Here is a 21710-nt window from a genome sequence, read left to right on the forward strand (position 1 = left end):
GAAGCGAACACGAGGAGCCTGACCGGTATGGTGAAAACGTCCGGTTGGCTGCCGATTCGCGCTAGGTCCCGAGCAAACCCAACGCCCACGGGTGGTGACCAGAATCAAGGGCCGTGTCGGCTGATCAACCAGACATAACTGGATGCAAATTTCGCGCAGGCATGTTGGTCTGAACCATATAGGGAACGGATGCCCAGGACATCTGATGCATCGTATCGCCCGAACCCCACTAGGCGCGCACAAGCGACCTGCAACCCCATACGGCTGCCCATCACTTCCTCGGCTTCACCCTCGCAGTCGGCTCGGCAATCAACGGATCGTCCGGCCAATAGTGCTTCGGATACCGCCCCTTCAGATCCTTCTTCACCTCGGCATAGGTGCTGCGCCAGAAGTTGGCGAGGTCTTGGGTGACTTGCACCGGGCGGCGTGCGGGGGACAGCAGGTGCAGCTTGACGATCTGCCGGCCGTTGGCGATGCGCGGGGTGTCGGCCAGGCCGAAGAGTTCCTGTAGCCGCACCGCGAGAATGGGCGGCGATTCGCTGTAATCCAGGCGCACCCACGAACCCGACGGCACAGTCAGGTGATGCGGCGCCAGCTCGTCCAGCCGCTGGGGCAAGGGCCATGGCAGCACGTTGTGGAGGATTGATGACAGGTCCAGATTGCCGAAGTGGCTCAGTCGCGTGACCTTGCCCAGATACGGCAGCAGCCAGTGCTCCAGCGTCGTCAGCAACCCGTCGTTGCTCACATCCGGCCACTGGCTTTCGCTCAGCGTTTGCAGCTCCATCTGACGCAGCAAACCGACTCTCGCCTGCCACTGGCGCAGCTCGGGCGTCCATGGCAGCAGTTCCAGCCCCTTGCGCCGCACCAGCGCCAGCAGCGCCTGACCTCGTGCGGAATCGTCCAGCCCGGTGAGCGGCTCGCGGCTGATGATCAGCTCCCCGGCCTTGCGCTGACGTTCGGCGCGGAACACGCCTTCGCGCTCGTCCCAATCCAGTTGATCGAACTGCGTCACCTGTTCGGCGAGTACCGAGTCGAACAGCTCGGGATCGAACTCGGCGGCCAGATAAACACGCTCCTCGCGCTGGCCCTGGCGGCTGCCCAAATCGGCCACCACTAGCCACGGCTGTTTCATCAGCGCGTCAGGCTCGGCGAAAAGGGCAGCGCGGCCGTTGGCGAGTCGATACTCCGCTCCGCCGGCACGGCGTTGTTGCGCGACGCGATCGGGATAAGCCAGCGCCAGCAGCGCGCCTAGCCAGCGGGGGTGATCTGGATCGGCGACCGGTTTCCGGGCCGTGCCACGCAAATAACCACGATATTGCCGCGACAATTGCCGCGCTCGCTGCACGCTGCCCTGCGCGCCTTTGGCTGCGCGCTCAGCGCCTGCCAGCAATGTGACCCTGCTGTGCAGATCGGCACCGGCGCCGCGCAGAATATCGCGCTCGCCCAGCAACGCTGCGACGTCGCAGGCCAGCGGGCCCAGACCCAGTTCATGACCGCGCAGCAGCAGATGAGCGATGCGGGGATGGGCGGGCACCTCTGCCATCGATTGGCCGTGAGCCGTGAGTTTCCAGGCTTCGCCCGGTGTGCGCGTCAGAGCGCCCAGCCGCGCCAGCAGGTCCTGTGCCTGGGCATATGCGGCGGCGGGCGGCAGATCCAGCCAGGTCAGTTGCGCCGGTTCGACGCCCCAACGCGCCAGTTGCAGTGCCAGGCCGGCAAGGTCGGCCTGAAGAATCTCCGCCGCGCCGTACGCCCCCAATTGATCGTGCTGCGCTTCGGACCACAGTCGATAACACACGCCCGGCTCGAGCCGCCCTGCCCGACCGGCCCGCTGAGTCGCGCTGGCCCGGGAAATCCGCTGGGTGTCGAGGCGTGTCATGCCACTGCCGGGATCGAAACGCGGCACCCGCGACAGCCCCGCGTCGATGACCACCCGCACGCCATCGATTGTCAGGCTGGTCTCCGCGATATTGGTGGCCAGCACCACTTTGCGTTTGCCCTTGGGCGAGGGTTCGATCGCCGCGCGCTGGGCGCTCAGGTCGAGCTCGCCATGCAGCGGGCACAGCAGCACGTCGGCGCGATCACCAATGGCATCGGCCAACTGCTGATTCACCCTACGGATTTCAGCCTGCCCCGGCAGAAAAACCAGCACGCTGCCGGACTCGTTGCCCAGCGCGTCGAGCACGGTCTGCACGACGCGCGGCTCGATGAATTCCCCCGGCTGAAACGGCCGCCCCCACTGCATCGATACCGGGAACATGCGCCCTTCGCTGCTGATGACCGGCGCGTCGTTGAGCAAGCTCGACAGCCGCGCGCCTTCGAGCGTCGCCGACATCAGCAAAATTTTCAGCGGCTGCTCGTCACGAAACAGCGCGCGACCGTTGAGGCTCAGGGCCAGTGCGAGATCAGCGTCGAGGCTCCGCTCATGAAATTCGTCGAAGATCAGCAGACCGACACCTTCCAGCGAAGGGTCTTCCTGCAAGCGCCGGGTGAGAATGCCTTCGGTGACCACTTCAATGCGCGTGTTGGGACCGACCTTGCTGTCCAGACGAATCCGATAACCCACCGTCTCGCCGACGCCCTCCCCCAACTCGCTCGCCAATCGTTCGGCAGCAGCGCGAGCAGCCAGACGCCGGGGCTCGAGCATCAGGATCGTCTGCCCTGCGAGCCACGACTCGTGCAAAAGCGCCAGCGGCACACGGGTGGTCTTGCCCGCGCCCGGCGGCGCTTCGAGCACGGCCTCGTCCCGATCGGCAAGGGCCTGGCGCAGGGCGGGGAGAACGGCGTCGATGGGCAGCGAATTCATGAGAGCTCCAGAAACAGGGCGACGATTATACGGCGAGCCGCTGCGGCTTTGTTCACCCTGCCAACGAACTGTCTTCCCCCACGGATACTCTTATTGATTAGGCATTTGCCTTGTATAGTTGCGACTTCTTATGAGGAGATCCCCATGCGCATTCCATCCCGTTTGATTGGCGGTGTTCTGGTTGCCACGCTGCTGACGCAGCTCACGGCGTGCGGCAGTATTTTTTACCCGGATCGTCGTGGCCAGATTCAGGGCAGCGGTCGAATGGACCCGGCCATCGTGATACTCGACGCCATCGGCCTGTTGTTCTACATCATCCCTGGCGTGATCGCGTTCGGCGTGGACTTCGCCACAGGCGCGATTTACTTGCCAAGCGGCAATCAGGCGCAGATCGATCCGCAGAAACTTGAACCGGCGGTGCGCGCTGACGGCACGGTCGACAACCTCAAGCTGCAAGCCATCATTCAGACCGAGCTCGGCCGCACATTGCCGCTGGATGACCCACGTCTGATCCAGCACAAAGGCAGCGTGCAGCAGCTCGCTGCTCTGGGCCTTGTCCCGTCCGCTTGAGATTCATGATCTAAAGGAAGCGCCATGAGCACCAGCCCCGAACACGCCCGCTTATTGCGTCTGGCAACCCGCGCCTCACTTGCCGTGGCGAGCATTTTGATTGTTGCCAAAGCCGTCGCGTGGTGGCTCAGCGGCTCGGTGAGTCTGCTGGCCGGCCTGACGGACTCAATGCTCGATGGCGCCGCATCGTTCCTTAATCTGCTGGCCGTGCATTACGCGCTACGCCCGGCCGATGACGATCATCGCTATGGCCACGGTAAAGCCGAGGCGTTGTCAGGCATGGCCCAGGCGTTGTTCATCGCGGTGAGTGCGTTTCTGATTGGTTTTCAGGCGGTCGACCGCATCCAACACCCGCAACCCCTCGGCGATCCAGGACTGGGCTTGCTGGTAATGGTGTTGTCGATTGGCCTGACGATCGCGTTGCTGATGTTGCAGCACCGCGTGGTGAAGGCAACGGGTTCAGCGGCGATTCGCGCGGATTCCCTGCATTACCGCTCTGACCTGCTGCTCAACTTCAGCATCATGCTGGCGCTGGGGCTAGCCTATTTCGGCTACTCCCAGCTGGACGCTTATTTTGGTCTGGCGATCGCGTTCTACATTTTGTGGAGCGCGATTTCCATCGCCCGGGAGACAGTGTCGGTGCTGATGGACGCTGAACTGCCTGTGGATGTCAGCGCCAAGATGCTCGAACTGGCAGAAGGCGTGCCCGGCGTACTGGGCGCACACGACCTGCGCACGCGGATTTCGGGCAATCATTGGTTTGTGCAGTTGCACCTGGAACTGCCGGGCACGCTGACGCTGTCGGTGGCCCATGATTTGTGCGAGCGGGTGGAAGCGGCGATTCAGGACGAATTCCCCAAGGCCGAAGTGCTGGTGCACGCAGATCCGCAGGAAGTGGTGGGTCGTGGGGATGGACCGGTTTTGAATTGAAGGCGTCGGGTGTCACGCCGCGAATCTGATGGCGCCCAAACCGGCCCCTTCCCGGCTGAAGCCGGTCCCACTGACACACCACGTGCGCTCGGTAGGACCGGCTTTAGCCGGGAAGGCGTCGGGTGTCACGCCGCAAATCTGATGGCGTTCACACCGGCCTCTTCCCGGCTGAAGCCGGTCCTACTATCGGCGTGCGCTTAGTGGGACTGGCTTTAGCCGGGAAGGCGTCGGTTGTCACACCGCAAATCTGATGGCGTACACACCGGCCTCTTCCCGGCTGAAGCCGGTCCCACTAAGGCATTCCGCATTCCGGCCTGCGTGCCCGCGCCTTTACTGCTGAATGCTATATCCCCGCCCTGCATAACAACTGGCCATCGCCTGACGGTACACGCCGAGCACTTCCGGTGCCGGCTGATACGCTGCGCCTGCCGGGTCGAAATTGCTTTGCTGCACGGCGTAGCGGTAGCAGTCGTAGCGGTCCTGTTCGATTTCCTGTTGCGGCTTGCCTTCAGGCGGGTAGGCAACAACATCGTAGGGATTCGCTGCCTGCTGAACGGGTTGCGGCTGCTGAGGCGAATACACCGGCTCGACGTTCTGAGGAGGCTCGGCGACTACGTATTCCTGGGTGTTCTGCTCGTAGGTGTAATAGGTCCCGGCGGCGACAAAAAACAGCGCGCTGCCGAGCCAGACCTGTTGCGCGTAGTCGGGCAGATAGCGGACACGAACGCCCCGTGGAGGCTGGACGACCACATAACGCGGGCCCTGTGGGCGATACCAGTAACCGCCGGAGTAGAAGTAATCCCCGCCGCGATAAGGCACCCGCGAGTAACCACCCGGCATGCGATCGATCTCGTAACCCGGCCGATAGCGCGGGCCCGATCCCCAGCCGTCGCCATGACCACCGGGGCGGCCGGCCTGCCAGTTGCCGTTATCGGGACGACGGTCGCCGTCGCGCCAGCGGTTGTCTCGGGGCTGGTCGCGGTAGAAGCCCTGACGCGGCTCCTGGGTCTGAACCACCGTGTCCGGCCGTCCCTGAATCGGCAGACCGCCCTGACGGTCTTGCAACTGACGCTGTTGTTGCTGCTGTTCTTGCTGGCGTCGTTGCTGATCCTGCTGTTGCTGGCGTTGCTGCTGGCGCTGATCGTCACGCTGCTGATTGCGCTCGCGATCCTGTTGCTGGCGCTGCTGATTGGCGCGCTCCTGCTGGTTCTGCTGGATCTGGCGCTGTTGCTGCACCTGTTCCTGCTGGCGCTGCTGTTGTTGCTGATTCTGCTGTTGCTGGCGTTGTTGCTGCTGTTCACGCTGCTGGTTGTCGTTGAAGCCGCGCTGGTTTTCCTGCTGCTGGCGCTGCATCTCGAACCCACGTTGCTGCTGTTGGCGCTGCTGCTGCTCGTTGCGCTGCTGTTGCTGCTGTTGATTATTGTCGTCGGCCAACACCTGAGCACTGATGCTCAAGGCCAAGAGACTGACACCTGCCAAACGCCAGATGCGCGTGTTCATGCTTTCCTCACTGCGGCGCGGATACCTATGGGATAGGACTGCGAGTCGGGTGCGCCGTTCGCCGCACTCTATCAGCGTGGCAGATGAAACTATAGAAGCGCTTGCTACGGCGCTGGACAAAAGCCGGGCACAAAAAAAGAGGGCTCGATGGCCCTCTCTGGAATACTTCGTCCTGGCTCGACGCTTGTGGCATCGGCTCACCTCGCATCGTCTTCTGGACAGTGCGTAGCCCGGTGGCCTGCTCAACCCTGTCGGGCTGGAGGCCGCGGCTGGCCTGATTCGGCGGGCCGCGCTGGACGCTGTGTCCGGGCAGTGATTCTGGTTAAAAGAATAGGCCTTACCGGACGACAGAGGATTGCGAATGTTGCTGGTGAAAACACCACTTGCGCAATAATTCACTTCAGATAAATAATCCTGCGCAATCCAATCAATAAAGGCGCTTATCGTGAGCAAGCTCGACAGATATGACTTGAGTATTTTGGCCGAACTGCAAAAGGACGCGCGCATCTCCAATCAGGAGCTGGCCGAGCGCATTGGCCTGTCGCCTTCACCCTGCTCGCGCCGCGTCAAACAGCTGGAAGACGACGGTTATATCGTGGGCCAGGTCGCGCTGCTGGACCGTAAAAAACTGGGCCTTAGCCTGACGGCCTACGTGCTGATCGGCATGGATCGCCACACGCCCGACCGCTTCGAGAATTTCGAGCAGCACATCCGAAACCTGCCGCAGGTGCTGGAATGCAGCCTGGTGACCGGCATCGACGCCGATTACCAACTGAAGGTCGTCGTCCCGGACATGGATCACTATCAGAAATTTCTGCTTGGCCATCTGACCCGCATCGACGGCGTGACCAGCGTGCGCTCCAGCTTCGTGCTCAATCAGGTACTGGCGAGCACCGAACTGCCGCTGGTGCATTTGCGTGGGTGAAGCGCGTCCGCGCAGGTACAGGGTTTTTGTGGGAGCGACCGGGGTGGCGATCCACCTTGCTCGCGAAGAGGCGGTACAGCCGCTAAGTCTTCAGCGGCTGCAACGCAGTCTTCGCGAGCAAGCTCGACTCCCACAGGGGTTGCGTTTGCTTCGCGACGGCCTGTCGTTTTTACTCAAAGCTTCGCCGGCACTTCCCGCCACTGCCCCTGATCCAACCCTTCAAGGCTCCAGTCGCCGATCCGCACGCGCACCAGTCGCAACGTCGGCAGGCCGACTGCCGCGGTCATTCTGCGCACCTGGCGGTTTCGGCCTTCCTTGATCACCAGCTCCAGCCAGCTCGTCGGCACGCTTTTGCGAAACCGCACCGGCGGGTTGCGCGGCCACAGTTCCGGTTCGTCCAGTTGCCGGGCCTGTGCGGGCAATGTCGGGCCGTCGTTCAATTCGACGCCGTTGCGCAGCTTCTGCAGTTGCTCTTCCGTCGGCTCACCCTCAACCTGCACCCAGTAGGTTTTCGCCAGCTTGTGCTTGGGGTCGGCGATGCGCGCCTGCAATTGGCCGTCGTTGGTCAGCAGCAGCAAGCCCTCGCTGTCGCGGTCCAGGCGCCCGGCCGGGTAGATGCCGGGGATGTCGATGAAATCCTTGAGCGTCGCCCGGCCTTCGCCATCACTGAACTGGGTCAGCACGTCGAAGGGTTTGTTGAACAGAACCAACCGAGGTTCGGCAGGCGGCACTTTGGTGACACGCCGGGGGGCGCCCGTGCGATCAGGCGGAGGACGGCGGGAATCGGGACGTTGGTTGCGGGGCATGGGAAACCGGTAGAAAAATGACAGAGACAGAAAGGGCCACTCTAGTGGCCCTTTCGTTGAACGCCTAGCGCCTTAGCGGAGCCCTTATCGGAACGGCGGCTCGTCGAAGCTGCGCAGTTTGCGCGAATGCAGCGAGTTGAGCTGCGTGCGCATCAGGTCCAGCGCGGCGATGCCGATCTTCAAGTGCTGGGTGACCGCCCGCTCGTAAAACGCGTTGGCCGAACCCGGCAGCTTGATCTCGCTGTGCAGCGGTTTGTCCGACACGCAGAGCAAGGTCCCGTAGGGCACCCGAAGGCGATAACCCTGAGCGGCGATGGTGCCGCTTTCCATGTCCACCGCCACGGCGCGAGACAGGTTGATCAGCGGCCGTTCCTGAGCCCAGCGCAGTTCCCAGTTGCGATCGTCGTAGGTCAGGACCGTGCCGGTGCGCAGGCGCTTCTTCAGGTCGTCGCCGCGCTCGCCGGTGACCTGAGCGGCTGATTCCTGCAGCGCCAGCTGCACTTCGGCCAGCGCCGGGATCGGAATGTTCGGCGGCAGCACGCGATCAAGAATACCGTCGCGGCGCATGTAGGCGTGGGCGAGCACGTAGTCGCCGATGGTCTGGGACTGACGCAAACCGCCGCAGTGCCCGATCATCAACCAGCAATGCGGACGCAATACCGCGAGGTGGTCGGTGATGTTCTTGGCGTTGGACGGGCCGACGCCGATGTTGACCAATGTCACGCCATGGCCGTCTTCGGCAATCAGGTGATAGGCCGGCATCTGGTAGCGGTGCCAGACCACGCCGGAGACAATGGCCTGGGCTTCGCCGTAATCCATACTCTTGTCGACGACGACATTGCCGGGCAGGACCATCTTCACGAAGCGCGGGTCATCGCGCAGTTTTTCCAGGCCATGCACGATGAACTGGTCGACATAGCGGTGGTAGTTGGTTAGCAGGATCCACGGCTGGACATGGCGCCAGTCGCTGCCGGTGTAATGCACCAGACGGCGCAGCGAGAAATCCACACGGGCGGCGTCGAACAACGCGAGCGGCAGCGGATCGGTGTTGGCCCAGTCGTACAGACCGTCGGCGATGCCATCGGTGGCGGCCGACAAATCCGTGCTCGGGAAGACGCGGGCCAGGGTCGCAGCGGTCACGCCGGTCCCGGCCAGTTCATCGCCCTGCTCGACCACGTAAGGGTACGGAATGTTCTGCTCGCTGACGCCCACTTCCACCGTCACGGTGAAGTCGTTCATCAACGGCACAAGTTGTTCGAGCAGGTATTTGCGGAACGCCGCCGGGTGGGTGACGGTGACACTGTAAGTGCCCGGCAACTGAACCTTGGCGTAGGCGCGGGTGGTCAGCGGCACTTCGCCCTGACAGTGGTAGGTCAGGCGCAGCTCGGGGTAGCGGAACGTCAGACGCTCGGCGGCAGTAGGTTCGACGCGGTCTTTCAGGTAGCGCTTGAGCGCCTGGCTCAAGGCAGTGGTTGCCCGTGCGTGCAGCTCAGCGAGCCGGTCAACGGCGTGTTCGGCAGTTTCTACGACAATGAAAGCTTCGGTCACGATGCATATCCTTCTTATCTTGCAAGCGCATATCTTGCCTGCAACAGATGACGAAGGCACGATTTGCCTGCGGCCGACGCGGCAATGGACGCGTTATACCTGCGGCGACGACCGCGCAACCAGCGCCTGAACATCCACCCCGCGCGGCAAGGCGCCGTAGACGCGCCCCGGCCGGTCCAGCCGCCCGGCGATAAACCCGTCGCTGACCACGGCATTGCCCGCTTCCAGCAGCAGTTTTGCCTGCAGCGCCACGGCGATGTCTTCGGTCAGCTGCCGGGCGCGGTACTGGATGTCAGCGGTGTCCTGAAACGCCTCCTTCAAGCCATGAATATGCGCGGCCAGACGCGTGTCGCCACGACCGTCGCCCAGCTCATCGAACAAAGCATCCAGCACGCCGGGCTCTTTGGACAACGCCCGCAGGACGTCGAGGCACTGCACATTGCCGGAACCTTCCCACGTCGAATTGACCGGCGCCTCACGATAAAGGCGCGGCAGGATGCTGTCCTCGACATAGCCTGCGCCACCCATGCATTCCGCCGCTTCGTTGATCATGGCCGGCGCGCGCTTGCAGATCCAGTACTTGCCCACCGCCGTTACGAGTCGTGCGAAACGGGCTTCGTGGCCGTCATCCAGACGCTCCAGCGAGCGTCCCATGCGCAAGGTCAGTGCGAGGGCCGCTTCGCTTTCCAGCGCCAGATCGGCGAGCACGTTTTGCATGAGCGGCTGCTCGCTCAGCACACGACCGCTGACGCTGCGGTGGGCGCAATGGTGCGCGGCCTGGGTCAGGGCCTGACGCATCAGCGCGCTGGAACCGGTCATGCAGTCGAAGCGAGTCATGCCCACCATTTCGATGATGGTCGGCACGCCGCGACCCTCCTCGCCCACCATCCAGGCCAGGGCGCCGCGGAATTCCACTTCGCTGGAGGCGTTGGACCAGTTGCCGAGTTTGTTCTTCAGCCGCTGTATGTAGAACGCGTTGCGGGTGTCGTCCGGGCGATGGCGCGGCAGCAGGAAACAGGTCAGGCCCTTGTCGGTCTGCGCCAGGGTGAGAAAGGCGTCGCACATGGGCGCCGAACAGAACCATTTGTGCCCGACCAGCTCATAGGCCTGACCGGGCCCGGGCTGACCGACCGGATAGGCCCGGGTGGTGTTAGCGCGCACGTCGGTGCCGCCCTGCTTCTCGGTCATGGCCATGCCGATGGTCGCGCCGGCCTTATGCGCGATGCCGACGTTGCGCGGGTCGTAGTGGGTGGCGAGGATCTTCGGCAGCCAGGTTTTGGCCAAGTCCGGTTGCAGACGCAGGACCGGCACGCTGGCGAAGGTCATGGTCAGCGGACAACCGCTGCCCGCTTCGGCCTGGGTGTGCAGATAGCTCATCGCCGCGCGGGCGACATGGGCGCCTTCCCGGGGATCGGTCCACGGCAGCGACGGGATGCCGTGCTCGACCGCCGTCTGCATCAGTTGGTGATACGCAGGATGAAATTCCACCAGATCGATGCGATGGCCGTAGCGATCGTGGCTGGCGAACACTGGTTTGTTCTGATTGGCGAGGAAACCCGCTTCCATCAACGGGCCGCCAGCGAGGGCGCCATAGACGTCGATTCGGTCCTTTGCCCAGCCCGCGCCGAAACGCTGCGACCACTCTTGCAGCGGCAGGTCGATGCGGTACAGGTTAGTGCCGTCCAGGGAAGGCGGCTGATTGGTGACCTCGTGGGTCTCGGCGAACTGATGCAGATTGATGCGCTGGTCCATGAGGCGACTCCGGTCCGGGCAGCACGCGGCGGTCGTGCAGATGACCTAGTGAATCACGCACCCCGCTCCGGCGACAGCGCCATAAAAGACGAAATCACGGCGGTTTTGCCTTGTCGATGGCTGGCATCAGAGTTGATGCACATCCCGCGGGATGCACGGCCCATGTAGGAGTGACCGGGGTGGCGCTCCACCTTGCTCGCGATTGCGGTAGGTCAACTGGCACATCCGCCACAGACACACCGCAATCGCGAGCAAGCTCACTCCTACAAGGATCAGCCGTCATAGTGCCAGCGTGTTGAAGCATAAAGTGCCGCGACCTGCCCCGGATCTACCTGAACAAACGCAGATTAACTGTAGGAGTGAGCTTGCTCGCGAACGCGGTGGACCTGTGACGGATATGTGGTCTGACACACCGCAATCGCGAGCAAGGTGGAGCACCACCCCGGTCACTCCTACACCATTTGCGTCGCGATCTTCACATCCAAGCTCAGGCGGAACTGGCTGCCATTGCCCGGCTCGGATTGGTGGCTCAGGCGCCCGCCCTGCAATTCAATCAACTGTCGGCAAATCGCCAGGCCGATGCCCAGCCCGCCGTATTCCCGCGTCGTCGAGCCATCCACCTGGAAGAAGTTGGCGTACAGCGTTTCTTCATCAAGACGGCTGAAGCCGATGCCGGTGTCGATGACGTCGATTACCAGCCGCACGTGTTCGGCGTCTGGGCGCTGGCCGTTGATGCGGATCCTGATCGAACCGGTCTTGGTGAACTTGATCGCGTTGTCCAGCAGGCACTCCAGGCACTGGCGCAATTTCACGCCATCCCCTTCGAGGCTGTCCGGCAGTGTTTCGTCCAGTTCCACACTGAGTGCCAGCGCCTTGCGGCGGGCGAGCGGTTCGAAGCCACTGCGCAGCTGAAACAGCACATGCCGCAGGCTGAATGGCTCGTGGCGCACGGTGATGCGGCCCGCTTGCAGTTCAGTCAGCGTGAGGATGCCGTTGACGATGCCCATCATATTTTGCGCCGAGTCGGCGGCGGTCTGGCGATACAGTTCGATCTCGCTGTCGGCCACGTCCATCTGCATCAACTCCAGCGAACCGATCACGCCGTTCATGGGCGTGCGCAGTTCATGGGTCAGCGTGGCGAGAAACTCGTCCTTCAACCGGTTGCTCACGGCCAATTGCTGGTTAAGGGTTTCAAGCCCCTGCTGCGATTCCGCCATGATCTGCGCCTCGCGCTCACGCATGGCATTGATGCGGTCGGCCAGCGCCAGCGAGAGCAACGCCACCTCGATTACAGAACCGATCTGGCTGGCGTACATGGTCCAGAAGTTGTTGGGCAGATGCCCGAGGAGCATGGTCGCGTTGACCACTCCGCCGATCAGAAACGCCGACCAGCCGATAATGAAATACCGCGCGACCCGCCGGCCCTTGAACCACGCCGCCAGACCGATCAGCAGCACTACCGGCGTGAACAGCAAGACCAGCCCGGTCACCAGGCGCAGGGCAACGCCGTAATCCATGCTCAACGCGAGGGCCATGATCACCGCCGCGCAGACCATCATCACCAGCAATGGCACATCCAGCCAGCGACCGAGGCTCGGCGTCTGCAGGAATTTACGGGTGAACTGGCTGGCAAACAGGATTGCGGCAGCAATCAGGAAAGTGGTCGAGGTATTGGCCCACCACGGGTTGTCGGGCCAGAAATACTCGATCGCCGCGCCGTTGACCGACACCTGGTAGAGGCCGAAGAAGGTGATGTAGAGGATGTAATGCAAATACGCGGTGTCGCGCACGCTCAGGTAGATGAACAGGTTGTAGACCAGCATCACCGCCAGCACGCCGTAAATCATGCCGAGGATGTACAGCCGCGACGGCTGCTCTTCTATATACGCATGACTGGCCCACAGATTGAGCGGCGCCTGCACCGAGCCGTGACTGGCGACGCGCAGGTAAACGGTCTTGGTCTCGTGGGCGTTCAGGTTGAGATCGAATAAGTAGTTGTTCTGCTTAATCTGCCGGCTGGCAAATGGCAGCATGTCGCCGGTCTGCCAGGCCAGACTGGGGCGCGCGTCGCCGTTGCCGAGGTACAGATCGACGTGGTCCATCGGCGGATAAGCGAGTTCGAGCAACCAGTCGGCGGACGCCAGCGGGTTGGCGGGACGATAGGTCAGACGCACCTTCAGCCAGAACGCCGAGCGCGAATACCCGGCGTTGAGCGACGGACCGGCAAGCGGTTGGAAGCGAGCAGCGCCCTCGGGGGATGAGACTTGCTGGATGGTCGCATCGCCGGTGGGGTCTTCGAACACCTGGGTGTCGCGCCCCAATGCAAGGGTGCGGGTGTTTTCGTCGAAATCCACGGCGCTGGCGAACACAGGAAACAGGCAGAACAGCGCAATCAGCACCAGACGCATGGGGCACCGCCTTGGCACTGGTGACGGGCACAAGCCGCCGTGAAATCGTGGGACGGCTTCGCAATTCTGCGAGCGATCGCTGTATGGGTCGAAACGGTCAGCGGGCAACGCACTTGCATTTACTCTTTTGGCGGAACAGATGAAGCGCCACAGGATAGCGACCGATAGCTCGATGACACCATCTAAATCTGTGCATTGGGTGAGACGGGTTCGTTCACATGCAGGAGTGGCTTTGGCCAGATTGCCAAGCAGTACAGGCTGATCGCAATGCACCTAGTGGGACCGGCTTTAGCCGGGAAGGCGTCGGATGTCTCACCGCTAAATTGATGGCGTACGCACTGGCCTCTTCCCGGCTAAAGCCGGTCCCACTAACAGCAGGCGTCCTGCCGCAGAAATGATGGTGTTTGCACCGACCCCTTCCGGGCTGAAGCCGGTCCCACTGGCAAAAAGTTTAGTGGTAAGCTCGCGCACCATGAATATCTATAGCTCCCGCCCTGTTGTCCTCTGTCTCTCCGGTCACGACCCCAGTGGCGGCGCCGGCTTGCAGGCAGATATCGAAGCCCTGCTCGCCCAGGGTTGCCACGCCGCTCCCGCTGTCACCGCCCTGACCGTTCAGGACACCGTGAATGTCACTGACTTTCGCGTGCTGGACCGCGAGTGGGTGCTGGCGCAAGCCAATGCCGTGCTCAACGATTCCACCGTCGCGGCAGTGAAGCTGGGGATGTTGGGTTCGCTGGAGATGGTCGACACCGTCGTTGAACTGCTGGCCGCGCATCCGCATCTGCCCATGGTCTGCGATCCGGTGTTGCGTGCCGGTGGCGGCGGTCGGCTGGGCAAGGACGAAGTGGGTTACGCCATGCGCGAGCGTCTGTTGCCACTGGCCACCATCGCCACGCCAAACCTGCCGGAAGCCCGTATCCTCGCCGAACTGCCTGAAGGCACCGCCGATGAATGTGCCGAAAAGCTGCTGCCGTTCTGTGAGCACCTGTTGATCACCGGCGGCCATGGCGATGAGCACGAAGTTCACAACCGTCTGTACATCCGCGGCGGTCAGTCACGCACCTTCACCTGTCAGCGTTTGCCGGGCAGCTATCACGGCTCCGGCTGCACACTGGCCAGCGCCCTGGCGGGAAGACTGGCGCAGGGCCAGGACCTGATCGGCGCTGTGCAAATGGCGCTGGACTACACTTGGCGCACGCTGCGCGATGCCGAACAGCTGGGCCGGGGACAGTTCGTACCGCGCCGCCTGCCGCTGGATTTCTGCTCGTAAAGCCACGAAAAAGAGGCACCCTGATGAGATTACGTGGCTTGTATGCCGTGACCGACAGCCAGCTGTTGGCCGGCAAATTCCTGTCTTACGTCGAAGCCGCCCTCGATGGCGGCGTGACCCTGCTGCAATACCGCGACAAATCCGGCGACGAGACCCGCCGCCTGCGCGAAGCCTCGGCGCTGCTCAAGCTGTGCGAGCGCTACAAGACCCGCCTGATCATCAACGACGACGCCGAAGTGGCCGCGCGCCTGGGCGTTGGCGTGCATCTGGGGCAAACCGACGGCTCGCTGCCGGACGCCCGCGCCCTGCTTGGTCACAAAGCCATTGTCGGCGCGACCTGCCACGCACAGCTGGAACTGGCCGACAAGGCCAAGACCGACGGCGCCTCTTATGTCGCCTTCGGACGCTTCTTCAATTCCCAGACCAAACCCGGCGCGCCAACCTGCAGCCTCGACCTGCTCAGCCAGGCGCGCAAACGCATCAAGCTGCCCATTGCGGTGATCGGCGGCATCACCCTGGAAAACGCCGCGCCGCTGGTGGCCCACGGCGCCGATCTGCTGGCCGTCGTGCACGGGCTGTTCGGCGCTGAAACCACTCAGGAAGTCACGCGCCGCGCCCGGGCTTTCAACGATTTGTTCAAGCCCGCCTGATTCTGCATCAGGCCGGTTACGCACTCATTCATTCCCGATTCAAACAGAGACCTCATCATGTCCCGTTCTGAAACCCTGTTCGCCAACGCCCAGAAACACATCCCCGGCGGCGTCAACTCGCCGGTCCGCGCGTTCAAAAGCGTCGGTGGCACGCCGCTGTTCTTCAAACACGCCGTCGGCGCCTACGTCACCGATGAAGACGACAAGCGTTACGTCGATTACGTTGGCTCGTGGGGCCCGATGATTCTGGGCCACAGTCATCCGGACGTGCTGGATGCCGTGCGCAAGCAGCTGGAACACGGGCTGTCGTACGGCGCACCGACCGCGATGGAAACCGAGATGGCCGATCTGGTCTGCTCGATTGTGCCGTCGATGGAAATGGTGCGCATGGTCAGTTCCGGCACTGAGGCAACCATGAGCGCGATCCGTCTGGCGCGCGGTTTCACTGGCCGGGACAGCATCATCAAGTTCGAAGGCTGCTACCACGGCCACTCCGACAGCCTGCTGGTGAAAGCCGGTTCGGGCGCACTGACCCTGGGCGTACCGAGTTCGCCCGGCGTGCCGGCGGCGTTCGCCAAGCACACGCTGACCCTGCCGTTCAACGACATCGACGCGGTCAAGACGATGCTCGCTGACGTCGGTCAGGAAGTGGCGTGCATCATCGTCGAGCCGGTGGCCGGCAACATGAATTGCGTGCCGCCTGCGCCGGGCTTCCTGCAAGGCCTGCGCGAGGCCTGCGACGAGCACGGCGTGGTGCTGATTTTCGACGAAGTGATGACCGGTTTCCGCGTCGCCCTCGGTGGGGCGCAGGCGTACTACGGCGTGAAACCGGACCTGAGCACGTTCGGCAAGATCATCGGCGGTGGCATGCCGGTCGGCTGTTTCGGCGGCAAGCGCGAAATCATGTCGCACATCGCACCGCTGGGCCCGGTGTATCAGGCCGGCACGCTGTCGGGTAACCCGTTGGCGATGGCGGCGGGTCTGACCACCCTGCGCCTGATCAGCCGCCCGGGTTTTCACGACGAACTGAGTGCGTTCACCACGCGCCTGCTGGAAGGCCTGCAACAGCGCGCCGACGCCGCCGGCATCCCGTTCGTGACCACCCAGGCCGGCGGCATGTTCGGCCTGTACTTCAGCGACGCCAGGGAAATCGTCACCTTCCAGGACGTAATGACCAGCGACGCCAATCGCTTCAAACAGTTCTTCCACCTGATGCTGGAAGGCGGCGTGTACCTGGCGCCGAGCGCGTTCGAAGCCGGCTTCACCTCGATCGCCCACGGCGACGCAGAGCTGCAACAGACGCTGGACGCGGCGGAAAAGGCATTCGCCCAACTGAAATGACGGGCAGACCGGGCGGAACGGAATCCGCCCGCGTATCCATAGCTCGTTCAACCTCCCTGAATTCAGGCCAATCAAGCCCGCGCAGCAGAAAATCAGTAAAGACTTTGTAAGGTTGCCCTCGCTTATTTCATAATGCGCAGCCAGCACGTTTCGCTGGACGGGCATGCCCGCACCTTTTTCAGAGGTAAGTCGACTTCCATGAATCGCACCGGCCGCACCCTTGCATTGGGCTGCCTGTTGCTTCTTCATCCCCTGCTGGCTAATGCAGGTGGCAACTCGTTGTTGATCCCGGCGGTGGGTCGTTGCACCCTCAATACCCAGCCAGACAACCTGCCAGCAGCGTTGTCCGCTTGTCAGCAGGCGGCTCAGGATGGGGATGCGCAGGCGCAATACGAGTTGGGGGAGTTCTACTACGAGGGCAAAAGTGCGCCACGTGACTTGACCCAGGCACTCAATTACTTCGAAAAAGCTTCGTTGCAGGGGCACGCCCAGGCGCAGTACCAACTGGGCTTGATGTTCTTTCGTGGCGAAGGGGTGCAGGCCAACAACATTCAGGCGTACATCGTGCTGAAGATGGCGGCGGTCAACGGTTCGGAAGATGCGCTGGATCAAGCGGACGAAGTGTCCGCGCAAATGAAGCGCGAAGACCTCGAAGTGGCCACCCAAGTGCTCGGGCAGATCTTCCGCAAATACCTGCTGGAGCTGCAGACCGCTGAAGGACGCACGCCGTTTGCGCCCTTCCCTGCCGACAGCGACAAGCCTTGACCGGAATTACTTGTCCGGCATGGGCATTGGAAACGGCATGACGTTGCCGGTGTGACGCGCCTCGGTGATCTTCGCTGTGCCCATCCGCTCCACTTCATCGATTCGCACGATCGAGTGCATCGGCACGAAGCTGCGCACTACGCCATCGAACTGCGCCTTGAGCTTCTCTTCGCTGGGGTCGACCACAACGGTGGTGCGCTCGCCGAAGACGAATTCTTCCACTTCCAGAAAACCCCACAGATCACTCTGATAGATCTGTTTGGCGTACATCTCGAACACCTGTCCCTGGTTGAGAAAAATCACCTTGTAGATTGGAGCTTCGCGTTTGGTCATAACAGGCAGGCAGTGATCAGCGTTTTGAAAAGGGCGCGAACTATAGCATGCCGCTGGTTAGACGACGCTAGGAAGCCGGGGCCCGCATCCTTATAATGCGCGGTTCTTTGAATCACCTGATGAACCCCCGCATGGCCAAGAAGCTTTACATCGAAACCCACGGCTGCCAGATGAACGAGTACGACAGCTCGCGCATGGTCGATCTGCTGGGCGAACATCAAGCACTGGAAGTCACCGCACGGGCGGAAGACGCTGACGTCATCCTGCTCAACACCTGCTCGATCCGCGAGCGGGCGCAGGATCGGGTGTACTCCCAGCTTGGCCGCTGGCGCGAATTGAAGCTGGCAAATCCGGAAATGGTCATCGCCGTCGGCGGCTGCGTGGCGAGTCAGGAAGGCGCCGCCATCCGCGATCGCGCGCCGTACGTCGATGTCGTGTTCGGCCCGCAGACCCTGCACCGTCTGCCGGAAATGATCGACGCCGCGCGCATCACCCGCCTGCCCCAGGTCGACGTCTCGTTCCCCGAAATCGAAAAATTCGATCACCTGCCCGAGCCCCGTGTCGATGGCCCGAGCGCTTATGTGTCGGTCATGGAAGGCTGCAGCAAGTACTGCACGTTCTGCGTGGTGCCTTACACTCGTGGCGAAGAAGTCAGCCGGCCGTTCGACGATGTCATCAATGAGGTGCTTCATCTGGCCGAGAACGGCGTGCGTGAAGTGACCCTGCTGGGCCAGAACGTCAACGGTTATCGCGGCACCACCCACGACGGGCGGCTCGCTGACCTGGCCGAACTGATCCGCGTCGTTGCCGCCATCGACGGCATCGACCGCATTCGCTACACCACTTCGCACCCGCTGGAGTTCTCCGACAGCCTGATTCAGGCCCATGCCGAAGTCCCGGAGCTGGTGAAGCATCTGCACCTGCCCGTGCAATCAGGTTCCGACCGGATTCTCGCGGCGATGAAACGCAATCACACGGTGCTCGAATACAAGTCACGCCTGCGCAAGCTGCGCGCGGCGGTGCCGGACATCTGCATCAGCTCCGACTTCATCGTCGGCTTCCCGGGCGAAACCGAGAAGGATCACCTGCAAACCATGAAACTGGTGGAAGACGTCGGCATGGATTTCTCCTACTCCTTCGTCTACAGCGCGCGTCCTGGCACACCCGCAGCCGATTTGCCCGACGACACGGCGGAAGAAGTGAAGAAAGAACGCCTGAAACAGCTGCAGGACCTGATCAACCGCCAGGGCCTGGACATCAGCCGCAAGATGGCCGGCACCGTGCAGCGCATTCTGGTGACCGACTATTCGAAGAAGGACCCCGGTGAACTGCAGGGCCGCACCGAGAATAACCGGATCGTCAATTTCCGCTGCGACAACCCCCGACTGATCGGCCAGTTCGCCGATGTCTATATCGACAGCGCCCAACCCCACTCCCTGCGCGGGTCATTGTTGCAATAAGCCGAAGCGCCCCAATCTAATCGCCACGCATGATGTTTATGCGCAGGACCGGGCGCTGAATCTGCTGTCGGACGGCCGCCATACGTCGGCTGCACCGGCGCACGATTCCGCTCGCAGGCACGGCGGGCTGTCTGTTATCGGCTGCCCCGCCGGGCGTCGGCGCAGCTCATTTATCCATTCGTGAGTGAACCCTTCCTGACACTGCCTGCAGGGGTTATCCTTCACGTCACTTCACATTGCCGTCGGGCGGCCCAAAACCACTTTGAACGCACCTATCGAACCACATCGCTTCAGCCTCGAACCTATCGAGGCTCACCGCTTCGCCAATCTGTGCGGGCAATTCGACGAGCATCTGCGCTTGATCGAACAGCGCCTGGACATCGAGATCCGCAATCGCGGAGGCCAGTTCGAGATGATCGGCGAGCGCAAACAAACCACCTCGGCAGAGAACCTGCTGCGCCGGCTGTATCGGGAAACGAAAGCGACCGAACTGTCACCGGACATGGTTCATCTGTTCCTGCAGGAATCCGGCGTTGAAGAGTTGGATAACCACCCTGCTGCCGAAGTCGGCGTCGCTCTGCGTACCAAGAAAGGCATGATTCGCCCCCGTGGCTTGAATCAGCAGCGGTACGTGAAGGAAATCCTCGCCAACGACATCAACTTCGGTATCGGTCCGGCCGGTACCGGCAAGACTTATCTGGCCGTGGCCGCAGCGGTCGATGCCCTTGAGCGCGAGACCATCCGCCGCATCCTGCTGGTGCGTCCTGCCGTAGAAGCGGGCGAAAAGCTCGGTTTCCTGCCCGGTGACCTTTCCCAGAAGATCGACCCGTACCTGCGCCCGCTGTATGACGCGTTGTACGAGATGCTCGGCTTCGAATACGTCGCCAAGCTGATCGAGAAGCAGGTGATCGAAGTCGCGCCTCTGGCGTACATGCGCGGTCGTACCCTTAATAACAGCTTCATCATTCTCGACGAGAGTCAGAACACCACCGTCGAGCAGATGAAAATGTTCCTGACCCGTATCGGCTTCGGCTCCACCGCCGTGATCACCGGTGACGTCACCCAGATCGACTTGCCCAAGGGCACTAAATCCGGTTTGAACCACGTCATCGAAGTGCTCAAGGATGTGCCGGGCATCAGCTTCACCCACTTCAAGCCCAAGGACGTCGTGCGCCATCCGCTGGTGCAGCGCATCGTCGAAGCCTACGAGCGCTACGAAGAACGCAACGACAACGCGGCCGTTCCACAGGGTTCACGGGACATTCGCCGCGATGCTTGAGCTGGATCTGCAACTTGCGAGTCAGGCCAGTGCGCCGAGCGAAGCCCAGTTCCGCCTCTGGTGTGAAATGGGCCTGCGCCAGCGTTCGGCTGACTCGGAACTGACCATTCGCCTCGTCGACGAAGCCGAAGGCCGAGAGCTGAACAACACCTGGCGGCACAAGGATTACGCCACCAATGTGTTGTCGTTTCCTGCCGACGTCCCCGACGAGATGCTGGACATTCCGCTGCTGGGCGATCTGGTCATCTGCGTGCCGGTCGTCACCCGTGAAGCCGCTGAACAGGGCAAGTCATCGGACGCTCATTGGGCGCATCTGGTGATTCATGGCTGTCTGCATCTGTTGGGCTACGATCACATCGATGACGACGAAGCCGAAGAGATGGAAGCGCTGGAACGGGAGTTGCTTGCAGAGCTTGGCTATGCGGATCCCTACGCCGACGACGAATCCGACGACAGTCCGCATTCCGACACACCCCATTTAGAAACATCAGCCAAGGACCACGAGTAAGGGCTATGAGCGAAGACCGATCGAGCAACGGGCAAAAGTCATGGTTGGGCAAACTGACCCAGGCATTTGCCCATGAGCCGAAAAACCGCCAGGAGCTGCTGGAGCTGCTGCGCGAAGCCCATCAGAACAAGCTGTTGGACAGTGAAGCGCTGGCCATCGTCGAAGGCGCCATTCAGGTCGCCGACCTGCAGGTCCGCGACATCATGGTGCCGCGCTCGCAGATGATCAGCATCAAGGCCAGCCAGACCCCACGCGAATTCCTGCCTGCCGTGATCGATTCGGCGCACTCGCGCTACCCGGTCATCGGTGAAAGCCACGATGACGTGCTGGGCGTCTTGCTCGCCAAGGACCTGCTGCCGCTGATCCTCAAGGAAGACGGTGGCAGCGGTGACGTGAAAAGCCTGCTGCGCCCGGCGACCTTCGTCCCTGAATCCAAGCGTTTGAACGTGCTGCTGCGGGAATTCCGCGCCAACCACAATCACATGGCCATCGTCATCGACGAATACGGCGGCGTAGCGGGCCTTGTGACCATCGAAGACGTGCTCGAACAAATCGTCGGCGACATCGAAGACGAGCACGACGTCGAGGAAGACAGCTACATCAAGCCGCTGCCCAGTGGCGACTTCCTGGTCAAGGCGCTGACCCCGATCGAGAGCTTCAACGAGTTTTTCGACAGCGGGTTCTCCGATGACGAATTCGACACCGTCGGCGGTCTGGTGATGAACGCGTTCGGGCACCTGCCCAAGCGTAATGAAATCACCGAAATCGGCGCGTACCGTTTCCGCATCCTGAATGCCGACAGCCGTCGTATTCACTTGCTGCGCCTGAGCCCGATCAACCGCTCGTAAGGCCCTACCGCTTT

General features: G+C 62.1%; 19 protein-coding genes. 12 read left to right on the top strand and 7 right to left on the bottom strand.

Annotation, left to right across the window (positions count from 1 at the left end):
- Nucleotides 1-271: 271 nt before the first annotated feature.
- On the bottom strand, nt 272-2803 hold the full coding sequence (gene hrpB, locus QWI20_RS15285) for an ATP-dependent helicase HrpB (RefSeq protein ID WP_369306211.1): 2532 nt from the start codon (nt 2801-2803) through the stop codon (nt 272-274).
- A gap of 144 nt (nt 2804-2947) precedes the next feature.
- Between hrpB and QWI20_RS15290 the strand changes: the two genes are divergently transcribed.
- Both QWI20_RS15290 and QWI20_RS15295 read left to right on the top strand, forming a co-directional pair.
- A complete protein-coding gene (locus tag QWI20_RS15290) occupies nt 2948-3373 on the top strand; it encodes a polyribonucleotide nucleotidyltransferase (protein ID WP_122536914.1) in 426 nt (141 codons plus the stop codon).
- Between the two features lie 24 nt (nt 3374-3397).
- Nucleotides 3398-4303 carry a cation diffusion facilitator family transporter gene (locus tag QWI20_RS15295; protein ID WP_369306212.1) on the top strand — a complete coding sequence of 302 codons (906 nt, stop codon included), beginning with the start codon at nt 3398-3400 and terminating at the stop codon, nt 4301-4303.
- 330 nt (nt 4304-4633) lie between these two features.
- Here QWI20_RS15295 and QWI20_RS15300 read toward each other — a convergent pair whose 3' ends face one another.
- Entirely contained in the window at nt 4634-5368 is a 735-nt protein-coding gene (locus QWI20_RS15300) for a DUF6515 family protein (protein ID WP_192173742.1), read from the bottom strand.
- Here QWI20_RS15300 and QWI20_RS15305 point away from each other — a divergent pair.
- Entirely contained in the window at nt 5354-5839 is a 486-nt protein-coding gene (locus QWI20_RS15305) for a hypothetical protein (RefSeq protein ID WP_369306290.1), read from the top strand. The two genes, QWI20_RS15300 and QWI20_RS15305, sit on opposite strands and share 15 nt — an antisense overlap.
- 409 nt (nt 5840-6248) lie before the next feature.
- A complete protein-coding gene (locus QWI20_RS15310) occupies nt 6249-6728 on the top strand; it encodes an Lrp/AsnC family transcriptional regulator (RefSeq protein ID WP_074893299.1) in 480 nt (159 codons plus the stop codon).
- A gap of 173 nt (nt 6729-6901) precedes the next feature.
- On the opposite strand, the gene QWI20_RS15315 is transcribed toward QWI20_RS15310, so the two are convergent.
- The 4 genes from QWI20_RS15315 to QWI20_RS15330 form a co-directional block, all read right to left on the bottom strand.
- Nucleotides 6902-7534, bottom strand: coding sequence for a pseudouridine synthase (locus QWI20_RS15315; RefSeq protein ID WP_369306213.1), 633 nt, complete (start codon nt 7532-7534; stop codon nt 6902-6904).
- An 84-nt stretch (nt 7535-7618) separates the two neighbouring features.
- Nucleotides 7619-9082 carry an AMP nucleosidase gene (amn, locus tag QWI20_RS15320; RefSeq protein WP_065988354.1) on the bottom strand — a complete coding sequence of 488 codons (1464 nt, stop codon included), beginning with the start codon at nt 9080-9082 and terminating at the stop codon, nt 7619-7621.
- Nucleotides 9083-9175: 93 nt separating this feature from the next.
- Nucleotides 9176-10822, bottom strand: coding sequence for an acyl-CoA dehydrogenase family protein (locus QWI20_RS15325; RefSeq protein ID WP_369306291.1), 1647 nt, complete (start codon nt 10820-10822; stop codon nt 9176-9178).
- 464 nt (nt 10823-11286) lie between these two features.
- Nucleotides 11287-13242 carry a 7TM diverse intracellular signaling domain-containing protein gene (locus tag QWI20_RS15330; RefSeq protein WP_369306214.1) on the bottom strand — a complete coding sequence of 652 codons (1956 nt, stop codon included), beginning with the start codon at nt 13240-13242 and terminating at the stop codon, nt 11287-11289.
- A gap of 472 nt (nt 13243-13714) precedes the next feature.
- On the opposite strand from QWI20_RS15330, the gene QWI20_RS15335 reads away from it, so the two are divergent.
- The 4 genes from QWI20_RS15335 to QWI20_RS15350 all read left to right on the top strand — a co-directional run bounded on the left by QWI20_RS15335 (nt 13715) and on the right by QWI20_RS15350 (nt 17268).
- A complete protein-coding gene (locus QWI20_RS15335) occupies nt 13715-14512 on the top strand; it encodes a hydroxymethylpyrimidine/phosphomethylpyrimidine kinase (RefSeq protein ID WP_192173744.1) in 798 nt (265 codons plus the stop codon).
- A gap of 23 nt (nt 14513-14535) precedes the next feature.
- Entirely contained in the window at nt 14536-15162 is a 627-nt protein-coding gene (gene thiE, locus QWI20_RS15340) for a thiamine phosphate synthase (RefSeq protein ID WP_074892695.1), read from the top strand.
- Nucleotides 15163-15219: 57 nt separating this feature from the next.
- Nucleotides 15220-16503, top strand: a complete 1284-nt coding sequence (gene hemL, locus QWI20_RS15345) for a glutamate-1-semialdehyde 2,1-aminomutase (RefSeq protein WP_369306215.1) — start codon at nt 15220-15222, stop codon at nt 16501-16503.
- A 198-nt stretch (nt 16504-16701) separates the two neighbouring features.
- Nucleotides 16702-17268 (top strand): tetratricopeptide repeat protein, encoded by a 567-nt coding sequence (locus tag QWI20_RS15350; RefSeq protein ID WP_192173747.1) that lies wholly within the window; start codon nt 16702-16704, stop codon nt 17266-17268.
- Between the two features lie 6 nt (nt 17269-17274).
- Here QWI20_RS15350 and QWI20_RS15355 read toward each other — a convergent pair whose 3' ends face one another.
- Nucleotides 17275-17601 (bottom strand): DUF1820 family protein, encoded by a 327-nt coding sequence (locus QWI20_RS15355; protein WP_065988358.1) that lies wholly within the window; start codon nt 17599-17601, stop codon nt 17275-17277.
- Between the two features lie 131 nt (nt 17602-17732).
- Between QWI20_RS15355 and miaB the strand changes: the two genes are divergently transcribed.
- The 4 genes from miaB to QWI20_RS15375 all read left to right on the top strand — a co-directional run bounded on the left by miaB (nt 17733) and on the right by QWI20_RS15375 (nt 21696).
- Complete coding sequence (miaB, locus tag QWI20_RS15360; RefSeq protein WP_369306216.1) at nt 17733-19061, top strand: tRNA (N6-isopentenyl adenosine(37)-C2)-methylthiotransferase MiaB; 1329 nt, start codon at nt 17733-17735, stop codon at nt 19059-19061.
- 262 nt (nt 19062-19323) lie between these two features.
- Entirely contained in the window at nt 19324-20340 is a 1017-nt protein-coding gene (locus tag QWI20_RS15365) for a PhoH family protein (protein WP_369306217.1), read from the top strand.
- On the top strand, nt 20333-20848 hold the full coding sequence (ybeY, locus tag QWI20_RS15370; RefSeq protein ID WP_369306218.1) for an rRNA maturation RNase YbeY: 516 nt from the start codon (nt 20333-20335) through the stop codon (nt 20846-20848). The genes QWI20_RS15365 and ybeY overlap by 8 nt, the downstream gene beginning before the upstream one ends.
- Before the next feature lie 5 nt (nt 20849-20853).
- Nucleotides 20854-21696 carry an HlyC/CorC family transporter gene (locus QWI20_RS15375; RefSeq protein WP_037018000.1) on the top strand — a complete coding sequence of 281 codons (843 nt, stop codon included), beginning with the start codon at nt 20854-20856 and terminating at the stop codon, nt 21694-21696.
- Nucleotides 21697-21710: the final 14 nt, after the last annotated feature.

Source organism: Pseudomonas sp. W2-17 (assembly GCF_041060445.1).
GTDB lineage: Bacteria > Pseudomonadota > Gammaproteobacteria > Pseudomonadales > Pseudomonadaceae > Aquipseudomonas.